Source organism: Actinomyces sp. ZJ308, from assembly GCF_011752065.1.
Lineage (GTDB): Bacteria > Actinomycetota > Actinomycetes > Actinomycetales > Actinomycetaceae > Actinomyces.
In genome coordinates, this window is record NZ_JAAIJY010000034.1 from 18,326 (window position 1) to 32,674 (window position 14,349).

The following is a 14,349-nucleotide window of genomic DNA, read 5'->3' on the forward strand; positions in this document are numbered from 1 at the left end:
GGGATGATCGGGTGAGTGGTTGTGGCGCCGGTGGCGTCCGGTGCCGGCGGCGGTTACTGCACGCCCAGGAGAATTCCTTGAGCCTGCAGGGCCTGGGTGAGCTTCTCGACGTACTCGCCGTGCGTCTTGACGGACTTGCGCATGCCGATCGCCCCACCGATGAAGGCCGACCCCGTCGAGGAGAGGTAACGCACCAGGGTCTCGCCCTGGGGGCCGGTCCCGAACTGAAGGTTCTGCGAGAGGTAGAAGTCCTTGCCCATGAGTGCGCCGAAGGCGATGGACATACCCTTCTTGCCGCGGGAGATCTGGACCGTGTCTCCGGAGAAGGGGGCAACGTTCCAGCCCTCGCGGGTGAAGATGTTCAAGACCGCTGTCTGGGCCTGGTCGATCGGTGCATTAATGACAAAGGTTCGTTCAGCCATGGATGGATACTAAATGACAATCTTTCTCCTTGCACATTACGTCCAATAAAGCCGTCATGTGAAGCAGGCTTGACATGATGGACTCTGTCAAGCACGCTAGACATGTCAAGCAAACATGACACCCTCTTGCGGGGTGAGCGACTGCTCAAGGGATGATCGCCATGGATAACGACGTGCGCAGCCTGCGCGAGGCGCGCGGTCTGACCCAGGCCCAGCTCGGCGCCGCCCTGGGCGTGTCCAGGCAGAGCGTCAACTCCATCGAGAAGGGCAAGTACGACCCCTCCCTTCCACTGGCCATCGCCATCGCCCGCTACTTCGAGACCACCGTCGAGGAGATCTTCCATGTCTGAGTCAGATCCCGTTTCTCCCGCCTCCGCCGCTTCGTCTGCGGGCTCGTCCTCCTCCGCTCCGACGTCGAAGGCCGGCAAGGGCCACACGGCCACCGTGCTGTGGTCACCCGCGGGTAGAGGCATGACGCGCGTCGTCGCCGTCGTCATCGTCCTGTGGGTGGCGGCTGTGACGATCCCGATGAATAACCACTTCCTCTATGGCGCCGCCAGCGGGGCATCGGCCATGATGCTGGTCTTCGTCGCCCTGCTCCTCGCCAAGAGGCGCGGATACGACACCTTCTTCGTCCGGGAGCTTGAGAAGCGGGAGGACGAGCGGGACAGGGCCGCCTCGCGGCGGGCCTGTGCCCTGGTCGGCGTCGTCGGATTATTCGGAAACCTCGTTGCTGCCACAGTGGGCGCTTTTGGAGGCCCGATGATGCCGGCCGTTGCCATCGTCATATGGATCCAGGTCATCTGCCTCTTCGGCGGGAACATCTACTTCAACCGCACCATGTAGACCGGGCAGGCCGGGGCGGGCCGCAGTGAGGTCTTGTGGCGAACGCGCGCTGAGGCGTCGGTGCGTTCGTAGGGTAGGTCGCGCGTTCGTACCCTCTACCCCTCGAACGCGCGGCCTACGGTACGACCACGACGGGGCGTGTGCCTTGAGGTGGTTGCTCGGAGCCTGCCGCCCCTCTCGCGAGCTGGACCGGGCGGCGGCACGCCCCGGCGACTTCGCGTAGACTTCGCCCCACCCTGGCAGGCGCCCAACGCCGGCCATCGTCCCCGCCCTACCGCCCGCCCCGGGCCCACCCGAGGAGAAGCCATGGCACAGCAGCCCGCCCCACCAGGAACCTGGGACGAGGACCCCGACGGCGCCTCCATCCTCCTGGCCACGGGCCGTGCCCGCCACGACCTCCTCATCATCGCCGAACCCGCCTTTCTGCGCGACCTCGACCAGGCCTGGGGCCGCCCCGCCGCCCGCGTGCGCCTGTCCTTCCTCCCCGGCGTCCACGCCCCGGGCGCCCCCGGCCAGGAGGACGCCCTGATGTCCTACGAGCGCGGCGGCCTCGGCGTCCTCGTCGCCCGCGGCCGCACCAGCCTGTTCGAGGGCGAGTCCGCCCGCAGTACGACGGCGCTGGCCCGGATCGCCAGCGGCGCCCGTCTGCGCGCCGCCCTGCTCATCACCCGCGCCACCCCGCTGGCCGGCTCCGGCGGCGCGTCGAGTGCAGGAGCCGGGGGCGCGGCTCCCGGCCAGGTGCGCGTCGTGGCCGACCACCTCAATCTCTCCGGCGGCCCCCTCTTCCCGGCCACCGGCATGGTCTCGGCGAGTTGGGACGCGACCCTCGCCGAGCGTCTGGGGCGCCTGCGGGGCGTGAGCGGCAGCGCCGTCGTCGCCCTCGTCCCCGGCCCGCTGCGCCCGAGCCCGGCCGAGTCCCGGGTCCTGGCCGCCATGGGGGCCGAGGCCGCCGTCACCGACTCCGTCGCCGAGGCCATGGCCCTGGCCTCCCGGGGCGTGTCCGTCTCGGCCCTGACCTACCTCGACGCCCCTGCCGCCGGCGGGAACCTCGGGCAGGCCCAGCTCTCCCTGCGTCAGGCCTCCGGCGTCACCCTGGCCGCCGTCGAGGAGGTCCTCAGAAGCCTGCAGGCTGGCGCCTGAACGTGATTCTGGGAACGGCGTGAGAAACGATGCTGCCCCGCCTGCCGGCCCCCGCTAAGGTCATCCCGTGAAACCCTTCCTCTTCCTGGCCACCCGCAGCGACGACGAGCCCGCCGACGCCGAGTACGAGGCATTCCTCAAGCGCACCGGCCTGGACGAGTCCACGCTCGTCCGACTGCGTCTGGAGTCCCGGCCGCTGCCGCAGATCGATCTGGACGACTGGTCCGGCATCCTCGTGGGCGGCTCTCCCTTCAACGCCTCCACCCCGCCGGAGAGGAAGTCCGACACCCAGAAGCGGGTCGAGGCCGAGCTCTCCGGCCTGCTCGACCGCATGGTCGAGACCGACTTCCCCTTCTTCGGCGCCTGCTACGGCGTGGGCACGCTCGCCTGCCACCAGGGCGCCGTCGTCGACACGACCTACGGCGAGGCCGTCACCGCCCCCGAGGTCACCCTCACCGAGGCCGGCCTGGCCGACCCGATCTGCGCGGGCGTCCCGAAGGTCTTCCAGGCCTTCGTCGCCCACAAGGAGGCGGTCACGACGCTGCCGTCCCACGCCGTCGTCCTGGGGACCGGCGAGGCCTGCCCGGTGCAGATGTTCCGCATCAAGAACAACCTCTACGCCACCCAGTTCCACCCCGAGCTCGACGGCGACTACCTCGCCCACCGGCTCGGCTTCTACTCCGGCCACGGCTACTTCGCCGACGACGAGCTCGCCGAGCTCCAGGCCCGGGTGCGCCTCGACGACGTCTCGGATTCCTGGAAGCTCCTGGCCAACTTCGTCTCCGTCCACGCCCGCGACTGACTTTCGCCGGGCGGCCGGGGCGGGCCCCGGCTCCAGGAGCGTATCCGGCGCACTCCACGAGGTTCGGGATGTACTGGCCAGGAGCTGACCGCACTGCACGAGATCCCGCCTCTCGTGGAGTACACCCGAGTCCGGGCCCGTAGCACCCGGACCTCGTGCAGTACGGCAGGTGAGAAAGCGGCGTGGTAGCGTCCCCGCGGCAAAAGGTCAAAGTACTTCGACGCTTCGACGAAAGGATGCCGATGCCCGCCTCGAACTCCGTCCTCGCCGAGCCGCTCACCCTGCCCTGCGGCGTCACCGTGAAGAATCGCTTCTTCAAGGCGCCCATGCACGAGGCCCTGGGAACCCCCGAGCTGGGGCCCTCGCAGGACATCGTGGACCTCTACGGGCGCTGGGCCGACGGCGGCGCCGGGATCCTCGTGACCGGCAACGTCGCGGTCGACTCCCGACACCTGGGAGAGCCGGGCAACATCGTCGTCGAGGACGAGTCCCACCTGGACATGCTGCGGCGCTGGGCCCAGGCGGGAACCGCCCATGGCACCCAGCTGTGGATGCAGATCAACCACCCCGGCAGGCAGTCGCCCCGTTCAGTCAACCGCCACCCGGTCGCCCCCAGCGAGATTCCCAGCGCCGGCGACTACGGGCAGTTCTTCGCACCGCCCAGGGAGCTCAGCCGCGAGGAGATCGGTGACATCGTGCGCCGCTTCGTCACCACCGCCCGTATCGCCAAGAAGGCGGGCTTCACCGGCGTCGAGATCCACGCCGCCCACGGTTACCTCATCAGCCAGTTCCTCTCCCCGGTGGACAACCACCGCACCGACGAGTACGGCGGTTCCCTTCAGGGGCGCATGCGCTTCCTCGTGGAGGTCTACCAGGGCATGCGGGAGACGCTGGGGCCGGACTTCCCCATCGCCGTCAAGCTCAACTCCTCCGACGGCGAGCCCGGCGGCATGACCCAGGAGGAGTCGCTGCTGATCGCGGCCCGCCTGTGCGAGCTCGGCGTGGACGTCCTGGAGGTCTCCGGCGGCACCTACCGCAAACCGGTCTTCGAGGAGGCCGACAGCGGCGTGGAGGACCACCGTCGCGGTGTCTACTTCGCCGACTACGCTCGCCGCCTCAAGGAGCTCGTCTCCATGCCGGTCGCGCTCACCGGCGGATTCCGCTCGGCATCGGAGATGGAGGAGGCCGTCACCGAGGGGCTGACCGACCTCGTGGGGATCGGGCGGCCCCTGGCCCTCATGCCGGACCTGCCGCAGCGCATTCTCGACGGCGCCGGCCGACGTCGGATCGACCTTCCCCGCGTCTCCACGCGCGTCAAGGCACTGGATGAGAGGCTCGGCAGCGTCCTGGTCATCGGCTGGTACGAGATGCAGATGCACCGGCTCGCCCAGGGCCGGTACGCCTCCGCCCACGGCAACGGGCTCGCGGCACTCGCCTTCACGCTGCGCCGCCACGGTCCTGGGGCGCTCATGCCCCGCCGGGTGGGGCGTCGTGGCTGACGACGGCCTTCGATGCTGCGGTCGGTTCAGTTCTGGCGTGGGTTGTTGCTGTTGGTGTTCAGGGTCTGGACCTCGGCGACGGGGAGGTTGACGGTGTTGGTGGTGGTGATGGCCGGTAGGGTGCCGCTGGTCCCGTCGGTGGCGGTGTAGGAGGCGGAGTAGGCCACCTGGATCGTCAGGGGCGTGGTGCCGCCCAGGTGGGCCGAGCTGCGGTTGAAGGAGATCGTGCAGGGGCTTGACCCCTCCGGCATCCCCTGGTGCCACGCAACACCGAAGCCGGTGCAGGAGGCCTTGCCGTCGGGGGCGGACAGCTGCAGGCCGGTCGAGGAGGCCGTCACTGTGGCGGTCGTGCCGGCGGCGCTGGCGGTGGCGGTCACGCTGGTGGGGGTGTCCCCGGTGGCCCACACCCAGGTGTCCATCCCCACCAGGGTGGCGCCCTGGTCGCCGACCTTGGGGTTGGTCTCCACGGTTGGGGCCGGGATCTGCACGGCCTGCCAGGCGGCTCTGGCCAGTGTTGAGCCCGCGACGTAGGGGGCTGGCCCGGGCTGTCCTGCCGGTACCCAGATGCGGGAGGGGTTGTTGCGACGGTAGGTCTGGTCGGCCTCCAGGTAGGCGTCCCGGTCAGGGAAGGCCGTCTCATCGCAGTACTGCTTCCACCAGCGGCCCTCGGTGTCGTCCTTGTGTTCCTCGTAGTTGGGGTACATCCCCACCACGGCGTTGCGGGCTCGTTTGCGTCCCTTCTGCTCCCCGGAGTTCGTTGACTTCCACTCGTCGAGCTTCTGCGCCGCCTCGGCGCCCGTGAAGTAGGGCGTGTAACCGCACGACGGCTTCACGCTCGTCGACGCCGACGAGGAGGACACCACCGTGCCCCCGCCAGAGCCCGGAGTCGAGTACTCCACCGACACAGACACCGAGATCTCACCACCACCAGCACCATCACTCGAAGCGTTGGCGCCAGCAGCGGACGGAGTATCTTCTTTTGCTGCGGATGCGGACGGGGAAAGAAAACCGAAGGACAACGACAATGCGACCATCGTCGACAGGGGAACCAGAGCCGCGTGGCGGCCTGACACCATTGTTTCCTTCACACTGAGCACGAGTTAGCCGCCCCTTCATCTTCATTCTCCGCCAACCAGCCGCCACCGGACTCGTTCACCATCCTGACGGTGGCTGGCGTTTGCACCTGGTCCGACTCTTTAGTGATGTCTTTACCTTGCGCGTCGACTCGAGTCATCTTCGTTCTGTCAACACAGGCGGACACGTTGGCAGTATCTGATGATTCCATAGTCACTTCGGAAACCGAGATCCTGATCGGAGGCTTGGCGCGAACTCCATTCCTGTTCTCCGCGTTCGTCGTGATCTCCTCAAGGACATCGCCAGTGGCAACCGATGATATTTCATCCACCCCTTCATTGGTGAACCACAGTTTCCATGTCGCCTTGTCGTAGGCGATGTAGTCCTGGAGGATCTTGGTCTGGGTGGCGTCCAGGCCCTCGGGGATGGACACCACCGTGTAGCCCAGGTCGGGGTCGGACAGGGACTCGGCGGTCACCGGGCCCGAGCCCGCCGCGCTGCTTGCATCGGCCGACGCCCCGCCCGAAGCATCAGAGGACGTCGCCGAGTTGCTACTGGCGCTCGCGCTGCTCATCGGTGGGATGGTGCCGCCGGCCTTCGAGCTGTTCGATGAGCACCCCACCAGGGCCAGGGAGCCGGTGAGTAGGCACGCGCCCAGTGCGCTGGCAAGACGGCGACGGCTGGTCGGGGGAGTCAGTGGACGAGTCATGGTGCGGGCCTTCCGTGGTGGGTCGAGATGCGCGCTTCGAAGGAATGGAGCCGCTTCGACCCTACCGGTCGGTCGTGGTGATGTCACCAGCGCCGGTAATGTCACCGGCACATCTTCGAACGCAGACGCCTCCGGCCGGTGCAAGGCATGTTGCCCGCGCCGGCCGGAGGCGTGTGGTCGTGGTCGGTTCAGTTCTGGCGTGGGTTGTTGCTGTTGGTGTTCAGGGTCTGGACCTCGGCGACGGGGAGGTTGACGGTGTTGGTGGTGGTGATGGCCGGTAGGGTGCCGCTGGTCCCGTCGGTGGCGGTGTAGGAGGCGGAGTAGGCCACCTGGATCGTCAGGGGCGTGGTGCCACCCAGGTGGGCCGAGCTGCGGGTAAAGGAGATCGTGCAGGGGCTTGACCCTTCCGGCATGCCGGAGTGCCAGGGGATACCGAAGCCGGCGCAGGAGGCCTTGCCGTCAGGGGCGGACAGCTGGAGGCCCGAGGAGCCGGCGGTGATCGTTGCCGTGGTCTCACCGGTTGTGGCCGTAGCAGTCACACTCGTGGGGGTGTCCCCGGTGGCCCACACCCAGGTGTCCATCCCCACCAGGGTGGCGCCCCGCTCGCCGACCTTGGGGTTGGTCTCCACCGTCGGGGCGGGGATCTTCACCGCCTGCCAGGCGACCTTGGCCAGGCGGGCCCCGGAGATGTAGGGCCTGGGGGCCTGCTGGCCGGCCGGCACCCAGATGTTCTGCTCACGGTTGGCCGAATAGAACGCCTTCCGCTCGTTCTTGAAGTCATCGGGATTCTGCGGGTCGTAGAAGCTACTGTCGCAGTAGCGGTAGTACCAGCGTCCGGCATTATCGTCCCGGTGGGACTCGTAGTCGGGGTATGCGTCAATGCCATTCCTCATGCCACCGAGCGCATCACCGGTGTTCTTCCTGTCAGGATTCTGCTTCTGCTTCTTCTCCCGCTCGGCTGCCGCAGCCTTGTTCTTGTCCATATGCTCGGCCTGCTCAGTGCCGGTCTTACCGGCCTTGTAGTAGCACACCGGGTTGACTGTCACCTCAGTGCTCGACGACGATGACGACGTCACCCCTCCACCATCACCTCCACCGGAACCAGCAGTCGTCATACTGGACGTCACAGAGATCGTCACTTGACCGCCACCATCACCACTAGCCTCGGCCGAACCGGACACCGATGCCCCATCACCAAGCTCTTCGGCGAGGGCTGCGGGGGTAAGAAGGGATAGTCCGAGCAGCACGCATGACAGTCCTGATACCGCGTTTCTTGCGTTGCTCATATTCTATCCCTTCGTATCGCACTGGTTGACGGATACTGTTGTTTGACTCTCAGCCAGCCATGTCCCGGAATCGTTTTTGGCTAAAGTGATGAGATACTCGTTTTTAGTTTGCTTCTCCTTTTTGGTGATGTCGTTTCCGTCGAAATCAACCACTGTCCTCTTCGTGTGGTCGTAACATACGAATACGCTGGCGCTCTGGCCGTCTGCGTCAGCCTCCACGTTACTCACGCCGATCGCAATGGGGGGTTTGGCGTAGGAACTCATGTTGGCAGCATTGTTCTGAATTGCTTCCTGTGTCGTTCCGGTGGACCTTGCGAGGGCTTCGTCCAGTCCCTCGCCGGTTGACCAGAGGCGCCAGGTGGCCTTGTCGTAGTCGATGTAGTCCTGGAGGATCTTGGTCTGGGTGGCGTCCAGGCCCTCGGGGATGGACACCACCGTGTAGCCCAGGTCGGGGTCGGACAGGGACTCGGCGGTCACCGGGCCCGAGCCCGCCGAGCTGCTCGCACCGGCCGACGCCCCGCCCGAGGCGGGCGCCGACGCCGTCGAGCCGCTGCCGGCGCCCGCGCTGCTCACCGGTGGGATGGTGCCGCCGGCCTTCGAGCTGTTCGACGAGCATCCCGCCAAAGCCAGAGACCCGGCGAGCATGCACGTCCCCAGCGCACTGACAAGACGACGAGAGCGACTGAAGGGACGGTGTTGGCGAGGCAGGGGATGACTCATGGGGTAGACCTTCCACGATCAGGCCGAGACCACACCCCGGCACAACACGAACGCCCCGACCCTACCGGCCGAATCGTAGGAGTGTCACGGCAATGTCACGGCGTCGTTGAGCCTCAGTCGCGGCATTGCCGCACCGCAGGCGAATGGTGGTGCCAGGATTCGCGTCTCTGAATGACGAACATGCGCCTCCAGCCGGAAGTGCTGGGGTGCGTGTGGTCGGCCGCGCTATCGCGGGGCCGCGGCGACGTCGGTGTGAAGGACGCACCATAAATTTTACCGCCGCACCCTTGTTATTTGAGGGTGAGGTGGCGAGTTATCGGACCTGTTGATATTTCTCACGACCGAAAGATTGTGCTCGTCCTGGCCGTGTCGGGCGCATGTCGTCGCGGCGTCTGTCGCCTGCGGCGTAGGGGTGTAGCGTCGGGAGGGGGCGTGCGACGACGGCAATGCGAAGGGGCCTGGAACAGCGCTGCTGCTCCAGGCCCCTAAGTGACAGTAAGATCGCTCAGGCGATCGCCTCGACGGGAGTGAGGTGCTCGAGGTTCTCACCATTGGCGTCAACGTTGTTGTTGTAGTTGTTGGCCACGTCGGTCGCGGCGGTGGCGAAGGCCTGCTCGAACTTGATGAGCTGTGGCTTGAACTCGGTCCAGGCGTCGCGGAAGATCTTGGCGTTGGCGCTCTCCCAGACAGCGTTCTGGAGGGCGGTGTCGGTCAGCTTCTGAATGTCGTCGGCGCGCTGGACATCGTCCTTGAGGGTCTGGTAAAGGGTCTTGAGGGTGTCAAGGTCTGCCTGAATCATACTGAGGTTCCTCCTCGTCGATCGGTTCATTGAGTCACTCGAAGAATGCCCGAAGGTCCTTCACGTGATTGCGACTGTGACGGCCGTCGCTTCCAGTACCTTTTCACGATCCTCATCTGATCGCAAGGGGATAACGACGTATGTGACTTTCTTCCGGATCTGCGCCATTCACCCCTCCGCAGTGGTCACGGATAGGCTACGGTGCTGTCGCTGCCCTACCCGATTCGACATGAGGTCTCCCCATGGCACTGTCCCAGAACGGACGCTCCTCACGGCGTCGCACGAACGACGCCGGTCAGTCCCAGCCCACCCGTAAGCCCCGGGATGCCAGTGGCCACCTGCCCTCCGCGCCCCGGGAGCGCAGGCCGCTCCTGGCGGCCCTGGCCGTCCTCCTCATCGTCGGCGGCGCCCTGCTCGCGGGCCTGCTGGCCATGCGCCTGGACCAGCGGGTTCAGATGCTGGCCGCCAAGGACACCATCAAGGCGGGGCAGGTCATCAACAAGGAGGATCTGGTCAGCGCCTCGGTGTCCTCCGACCTGAGCACCCTCGTGCGGGCCGATCAGATCGACCAGGTCGTCGGTCGTGCCGCCCGTGTGGAGATCTCCAAGGGGCAGCTGCTGGACACCTCTCAGCTCGCCACCAACCCGGTTCCTGGCGGCGACCTTCAGGTCGTGGGTGTCTCCGTCAACGCCGGTCGCTTCCCGGCCGGCGGCTTCGAGGCCGGGGACATGGTCGACGTCGTCGACATCGGCTCCCAGGAGGTCATCGTCTCGGGAGCCCAGGTCCTCGCCGCCAAGCCCTCCTCCGGGACGGACGGGGACTGGACCTCCGGCGCCGTCGTCTCCGTCATCGTCGACAAGAAGAACGCCGCCAAGCTCGCCAGCTCCTCGGCCAACGGGACCATCGCCGTCGTCCTGACCGCGACCGGACAGCCGATCAAGGAGAGCTGATGCTCATATCGATCGCCTCCGCGAAGGGGTCGCCCGGCGCCTCGACGAGCGCCCACGTACTCGCCGCGGTCTGGCCCCGTCCCGCCGTCCTGGCCGAGCTCGATCCCGCCGGATCCGACCTGGTCTACCGCACCCACTCCCGTGACGGCCTCCCCCTGGACAGCGACCGCGGCGTCGTCTCCCTGGCCGCCGCCATCCGCCGCGACCCGGCGGCACCGCTGCGCGACCACCTCACGCTCATCGAGGGTGACCTGCCGGTCCTCGTCGGCCTGTCGCGCCCCGACCAGGCCACGGCCATCGGGGCGGGCTGGTCCGCACTGGCCACCAGCCTGCACCGTCAGGGGGACATCATCGCCGACGTCGGCCGGCTCTCTCCCGGAGCCCCGAGCCTGGGCGTGGCCATGGCCTCCGACATGGCCCTGGTGGCGGTGCGCCCCGGCGTGGAGAACTACGGCCACCTGCGCGAGCGCCTGTCCTGGATCATCGCCGAGACCTCCCGCCGCTCCGAGCGGGTGCGCCTCGGCGTCCTCCTCATCGCCCCCTGGAAGGCCCGCCACGAGGCCGACGACCTCACCCGCCTGCTGCGCGGCAGCGGTCTGGAGGTCCCCGTCGTCGGCGTCCTGGCCCTCGATCAGAGCGCCGCCGATTCCCTCGCCGGCCGCCGCGCCCGCCCCCTGGGGCGCACCCTCCTGGTGCGCTCCGCCCGAACCGTGGCCACCGCCCTCGCCGGCGCCGCCATCAATGGAGGTGCCGCATGAGCGTCGACCAGGGACTCGTCCGCGACATGCGCGAGGAGGTGGCCGACCTCCTCGCCCAGCAGCGCCGCGACGACGCCACCTCCGGCATCCCCCCGATGTCCCCGGAGGACGAGCGCCAGTTCGCCCGCGCCCTCATCGGCCGTGTGCTCGAGCAGCACGCCCGCGCCGAGATCGCCGCCGGCCGCAGCCCACTCAACGCCCAGGAGGAGGAAGAGGTCTCTCAGGGCATCCACGCCGCGCTCTTCGGCGTCGGCCGCCTCCAGCCCCTCCTGGACAACAAGGATGTCGAGAACATCGACATCAACGGCTACGACAACGTCTTCATCCAGTACGCCGACGGCCGTGAGGAGCGCGGAGCCCCCGTGGCCGAGTCCGACGAGGAGCTCATCGAGCTCGTCCAGGTGCTCGGCTCCTACTCGGGCCTGGCCTCACGCCCCTTCGACTCCGCCAACCCCCAGCTGGACCTGCGCCTGCCGGACGGCTCGCGCCTGTCCGCCGTCATGGAGGTCTGCTCGCGCCCCTCGATCTCGGTGCGCCGTGCCCGCCTGGACCGGGTGGGCCTGGAGGAGCTGGTCCGGCTCGGCTCGCTCACCCCGCGGCTGGCCGCCTTCTGCTCGGCGGCCGTGCGGGCCCGCAAGAACATCATGATCGCCGGCGCCACGAACGCCGGGAAGACCACGTTCCTGCGCGCCCTGGCCAACGAGATCCCGCCCGAGGAGCGCCTCATCACGGTGGAGCGCGCCCTGGAGCTGGGCCTGGGCGAGTTCGCCGACCTGCACCCCAACGTCGTGGCCTTCGAGGAGCGCCTGCCCAACTCCGAGGGCTCCGGAGCGATCTCCATGGCGGACCTGGTGCGGCGCTCACTGCGCATGAACCCCTCGCGCGTCATCGTCGGCGAGGTCCTCGGCGACGAGATCGTCACCATGCTCAATGCCATGAGCCAGGGCAACGACGGCTCGCTGTCCACCATCCACGCGAACTCCTCCTCCGAGGTGTTCAACCGCATCGCCACCTACGCCATCCAGTCCGCCGAGCACCTGCCCCAGGACGCCACCAACCTCCTCATCGCCGGAGCCGTCGACTTCGTCATCTTCCTGACCCGCGAGAACCGTTTCTCCCAGGGCGGGGGACTGCGCCGCTACGTCGCCTCCGTACGCGAGGTCAACGGCGTTGACGGACGGGTCCTGTCCAGCGAGGTCTTCGTCGACGACGGGACCGGCACCGCACAGCCGGCCGCACCGATCTCCTGCGTCAACGACCTCATCAATGCCGGCTACGACCCGGCCGCCGCCTACAGGGGTGGTTACGCATGAACCAGGCCACCGCGACCGTCGCCATCCTCGCCGGAGCGCTCATCGGGGGAGGACTCTTCCTCCTGGTCGGCTTCTTCATGGGCGTCGACATGCTCCCGGACCGCCCCGGCTCCTCAGGCTCCCTGCGAGACAGCCTCAAGGGGCTCTCCGGGCGGCTCATCGCCTGCCTCGTCGTCGGCCTCGGCATCCTGCTGCTGACCCGTTGGATCGTCCTGGCCGTCGCCGGCGGGGTGCTCGTCCTCGTGTGGCCGCTGCTGTTCGGCGGGGCCAAGCAGGAGAAGCTCGCCGCCGCCAAGATCGAGGCCCTGGCCACCTGGGCCGAGTCACTGCGGGACACCATCGCCGGGGCCGTGGGCCTCGAGCAGGCCATCCCCGCCACCGTCTACGCCGCCGCCCCGGTCCTTCGCGAGGACCTGGCCCTCCTGGCGGACCGCATGCGCGTGCGCGTGCCCCTGCCGACGGCGCTGCGCCAGTTCGCCGACGACCTCGACGACCCCACCGCCGACCTCATCGTCTCCGCACTCATCATGAACGCCCGCCTGCGGGGCCCCGGCCTGCGCCAGCTCCTCGGAGCCCTGGCGGACACGGCGCGCTCCGAGCTGGACATGCGCCAGCGCGTCTCCGCCTCCCGTGCCGGCACCCGACGCTCGGCCCAGATCGTCGTCATCTTCTCCATCGCCGTCATGCTGGGCCTGGCCATCTTCAACCGGAGCTTCGTGGCCCCCTACTCCAGCGTGCAGGGGCAGCTCGTGCTGGTCGTCGTCGTCCTGCTCTTCGCCGTCGGCATGCTCTGGATGCGTCGCCTGGCCGGCGTCCAGCTGCCGCGCCGCTTCCTGACCGTCTCCGCCCATCCCGGGGGTGAGAACGCATGATCACCTGGATCCTCATCAGCGGGGCGCTCAGCGGAACCGGCCTCTTCGCCCTCATCCTCATCCTGGCGCCCCCGGCCACCCAGCCCGCCGCCGCCCTGGCCGAGCTGGACACCCGCCGCGACGAGGGTCGCATGCGCGAGGACGTGCGGCGCCTCAACCCCTCCGAGGCCGACACCCCCGAGTGGGTGGACACCCTCAGCCTGCGCATCACCGCCCTGGTGCGGCGCACCGGCATCGACCTGTCCTCCCTGACCGGGGACCTGGCGGTGGTGGGCCGCTCCCTGGAGCGCCACATGGTGACCTCCGTCTTCCTCGGAGTGGGGGGCTTCGCCGCCCCGCTGCTCGTCGTCGGCCTCATGCAGGTCATGGGGGCGCCCCTGGGATGGTCCGTGCCCCTGCTGCTGAGCATCGCCCTGGGCGTGGCCGGCCTGCTGCTGCCCACGCTGCGTCTGCGCAGCGAGGCCGATGAGGCGCGCCGGGACTTCCGCCACGTCGTCGGCTCCTACCTGGACCTCGTGGCCATGTCACTGTCCGCGGGGCGCGGTGTTCCCGAGGCGCTCGACGCCGCCTCCAGCCTCTCCGACGACCCTGCCATGATCCGCATTCGCGACGCCCTCGACATCGCCCGGCTGCGCGGGGACACGCCCTGGGCGGCCCTGGGCCGCCTGGGTACCCAGCTGCGCATCGACGAGCTGCGCGACCTGTCCGCCGCCCTGGCGCTCGTGGCCGAGGACGGCGCCAAGATCCGCGAGTCCCTGGGCGCCCGAGCCTCCAGCATGCGCCGACGCGACCTGTCCGACGCCGAGGGCAAGGCCGGGGAGAACTCCGAGTCCATGCTCGTGGCCCAGCTCGTCGTCGCCATGGGCTTCATCGTCTTCCTCGTCTACCCGGCCCTGACCGGGATCATCGGATCCATGTAGCCCCTGGGACCCATATGAGCCGCCCTCGGAACGGAGAACTCCCTCGAACCAGTTGACTGCCTTTCAACCGGTCGCTTGACTGAGTACGTCTGCGACGATCCACCGTCCATCCCCTGAACAACCTGTCAAGCCCCGGGTTTTGTGGAGGCTGGTTTAGCTGGATGTGGTGGTGGCTGGTTGTAGTTGTTCCTGGCGGTGGGTGTCGGGGGCCCAGGCGGCTTCGTGCTCGGCGGGGGTGC

At 68.1% G+C, this 14,349-nt stretch carries 16 protein-coding genes; 10 read left to right on the top strand and 6 right to left on the bottom strand.

Translation table 11 applies throughout. From position 1 onward, the window contains the following. Nucleotides 1–53: 53 nt before the first annotated feature. Complete coding sequence (locus HCR68_RS12185) at nucleotides 54–422, bottom strand: hypothetical protein (RefSeq protein WP_167149858.1); 369 nt, start codon at nucleotides 420–422, stop codon at nucleotides 54–56. Between the two features lie 161 nt (nucleotides 423–583). Here HCR68_RS12185 and HCR68_RS12190 point away from each other — a divergent pair, with 161 nt between their 5' ends. The 5 genes from HCR68_RS12190 (at nucleotide 584) to HCR68_RS12210 (ending at nucleotide 4,709) form a co-directional block, all read left to right on the top strand. Beyond that, entirely contained in the window at nucleotides 584–772 is a 189-nt protein-coding gene (locus HCR68_RS12190; protein WP_034473807.1) for a helix-turn-helix transcriptional regulator, read from the top strand. Beyond that, nucleotides 765–1,268: a hypothetical protein gene (locus HCR68_RS12195; RefSeq protein WP_243859091.1), complete on the top strand. Its 504-nt coding sequence runs from the start codon at nucleotides 765–767 to the stop codon at nucleotides 1,266–1,268. Before HCR68_RS12190 ends, HCR68_RS12195 begins: the two co-directional genes overlap by 8 nt. A 306-nt stretch (nucleotides 1,269–1,574) precedes the next feature. Then, a complete protein-coding gene (locus HCR68_RS12200; protein ID WP_167149860.1) occupies nucleotides 1,575–2,408 on the top strand; it encodes a purine-nucleoside phosphorylase in 834 nt (277 codons plus the stop codon). 67 nt (nucleotides 2,409–2,475) lie between these two features. Continuing rightward, nucleotides 2,476–3,210, top strand: a complete 735-nt coding sequence (locus HCR68_RS12205) for a glutamine amidotransferase (protein ID WP_167149862.1) — start codon at nucleotides 2,476–2,478, stop codon at nucleotides 3,208–3,210. A gap of 242 nt (nucleotides 3,211–3,452) precedes the next feature. After that, complete coding sequence (locus HCR68_RS12210; protein ID WP_167149864.1) at nucleotides 3,453–4,709, top strand: NADH:flavin oxidoreductase/NADH oxidase family protein; 1,257 nt, start codon at nucleotides 3,453–3,455, stop codon at nucleotides 4,707–4,709. 26 nt (nucleotides 4,710–4,735) lie between these two features. On the opposite strand, the gene HCR68_RS12215 is transcribed toward HCR68_RS12210, so the two are convergent. The 5 genes from HCR68_RS12215 to HCR68_RS12235 all read right to left on the bottom strand — a co-directional run bounded on the left by HCR68_RS12215 (nucleotide 4,736) and on the right by HCR68_RS12235 (nucleotide 9,297). After that, entirely contained in the window at nucleotides 4,736–5,620 is an 885-nt protein-coding gene (locus tag HCR68_RS12215; protein ID WP_347878333.1) for a hypothetical protein, read from the bottom strand. Nucleotides 5,621–5,793: 173 nt separating this feature from the next. Next, nucleotides 5,794–6,357: a hypothetical protein gene (locus HCR68_RS12220; protein WP_243859092.1), complete on the bottom strand. Its 564-nt coding sequence runs from the start codon at nucleotides 6,355–6,357 to the stop codon at nucleotides 5,794–5,796. 323 nt (nucleotides 6,358–6,680) lie between these two features. Next, entirely contained in the window at nucleotides 6,681–7,607 is a 927-nt protein-coding gene (locus HCR68_RS14480; RefSeq protein WP_167149867.1) for a hypothetical protein, read from the bottom strand. 174 nt (nucleotides 7,608–7,781) lie between these two features. Continuing rightward, the gene (locus tag HCR68_RS12230; protein ID WP_243859093.1) at nucleotides 7,782–8,351 is read right to left on the bottom strand and encodes a hypothetical protein; all 570 of its coding nucleotides are present in this window, start codon (nucleotides 8,349–8,351) and stop codon (nucleotides 7,782–7,784) included. Nucleotides 8,352–9,003: 652 nt separating this feature from the next. After that, nucleotides 9,004–9,297, bottom strand: a complete 294-nt coding sequence (locus HCR68_RS12235; protein ID WP_167149869.1) for a hypothetical protein — start codon at nucleotides 9,295–9,297, stop codon at nucleotides 9,004–9,006. 242 nt (nucleotides 9,298–9,539) lie between these two features. On the opposite strand from HCR68_RS12235, the gene HCR68_RS12240 reads away from it, so the two are divergent. Genes HCR68_RS12240 through HCR68_RS12260 form a run of 5 tightly spaced genes read left to right on the top strand, consistent with a single transcriptional unit; the run spans nucleotide 9,540 to nucleotide 14,110 of the window. Then, nucleotides 9,540–10,247, top strand: a complete 708-nt coding sequence (locus HCR68_RS12240) for an SAF domain-containing protein (RefSeq protein WP_167149871.1) — start codon at nucleotides 9,540–9,542, stop codon at nucleotides 10,245–10,247. Then, on the top strand, nucleotides 10,247–11,005 hold the full coding sequence (locus HCR68_RS12245; RefSeq protein WP_167149873.1) for a hypothetical protein: 759 nt from the start codon (nucleotides 10,247–10,249) through the stop codon (nucleotides 11,003–11,005). The genes HCR68_RS12240 and HCR68_RS12245 overlap by 1 nt, the downstream gene beginning before the upstream one ends. After that, the gene (locus HCR68_RS12250) at nucleotides 11,002–12,318 is read left to right on the top strand and encodes an ATPase, T2SS/T4P/T4SS family (RefSeq protein ID WP_167149875.1); all 1,317 of its coding nucleotides are present in this window, start codon (nucleotides 11,002–11,004) and stop codon (nucleotides 12,316–12,318) included. The genes HCR68_RS12245 and HCR68_RS12250 overlap by 4 nt, the downstream gene beginning before the upstream one ends. Beyond that, nucleotides 12,315–13,190: a type II secretion system F family protein gene (locus HCR68_RS12255; RefSeq protein WP_167149877.1), complete on the top strand. Its 876-nt coding sequence runs from the start codon at nucleotides 12,315–12,317 to the stop codon at nucleotides 13,188–13,190. Before HCR68_RS12250 ends, HCR68_RS12255 begins: the two co-directional genes overlap by 4 nt. Next, nucleotides 13,187–14,110 (top strand): type II secretion system F family protein, encoded by a 924-nt coding sequence (locus HCR68_RS12260; protein ID WP_167149878.1) that lies wholly within the window; start codon nucleotides 13,187–13,189, stop codon nucleotides 14,108–14,110. Before HCR68_RS12255 ends, HCR68_RS12260 begins: the two co-directional genes overlap by 4 nt. Nucleotides 14,111–14,349: the final 239 nt, after the last annotated feature.

Bases quoted from the DNA above. Each gene is read 5' to 3' on its own strand.
- HCR68_RS12200 (WP_167149860.1), top strand. From the start codon at position 1,575: ATGGCACAGCAGCCCGCCCCACCAGGAACCTGGGACGAGGACCCCGAC.
- HCR68_RS12240 (WP_167149871.1), top strand. From the start codon at position 9,540: ATGGCACTGTCCCAGAACGGACGCTCCTCACGGCGTCGCACGAACGAC.
- HCR68_RS12245 (WP_167149873.1), top strand. From the start codon at position 10,247: ATGCTCATATCGATCGCCTCCGCGAAGGGGTCGCCCGGCGCCTCGACG.
- HCR68_RS12235 (WP_167149869.1), bottom strand. From the start codon at position 9,297: ATGATTCAGGCAGACCTTGACACCCTCAAGACCCTTTACCAGACCCTC.
- HCR68_RS12195 (WP_243859091.1), top strand. From the start codon at position 765: ATGTCTGAGTCAGATCCCGTTTCTCCCGCCTCCGCCGCTTCGTCTGCG.
- HCR68_RS12220 (WP_243859092.1), bottom strand. From the start codon at position 6,357: ATGAGCAGCGCGAGCGCCAGTAGCAACTCGGCGACGTCCTCTGATGCT.
- HCR68_RS12190 (WP_034473807.1), top strand. From the start codon at position 584: ATGGATAACGACGTGCGCAGCCTGCGCGAGGCGCGCGGTCTGACCCAG.
- HCR68_RS14480 (WP_167149867.1), bottom strand. From the start codon at position 7,607: ATGACGACTGCTGGTTCCGGTGGAGGTGATGGTGGAGGGGTGACGTCG.
- HCR68_RS12255 (WP_167149877.1), top strand. From the start codon at position 12,315: ATGAACCAGGCCACCGCGACCGTCGCCATCCTCGCCGGAGCGCTCATC.
- HCR68_RS12260 (WP_167149878.1), top strand. From the start codon at position 13,187: ATGATCACCTGGATCCTCATCAGCGGGGCGCTCAGCGGAACCGGCCTC.
- HCR68_RS12185 (WP_167149858.1), bottom strand. From the start codon at position 422: ATGGCTGAACGAACCTTTGTCATTAATGCACCGATCGACCAGGCCCAG.
- HCR68_RS12210 (WP_167149864.1), top strand. From the start codon at position 3,453: ATGCCCGCCTCGAACTCCGTCCTCGCCGAGCCGCTCACCCTGCCCTGC.
- HCR68_RS12250 (WP_167149875.1), top strand. From the start codon at position 11,002: ATGAGCGTCGACCAGGGACTCGTCCGCGACATGCGCGAGGAGGTGGCC.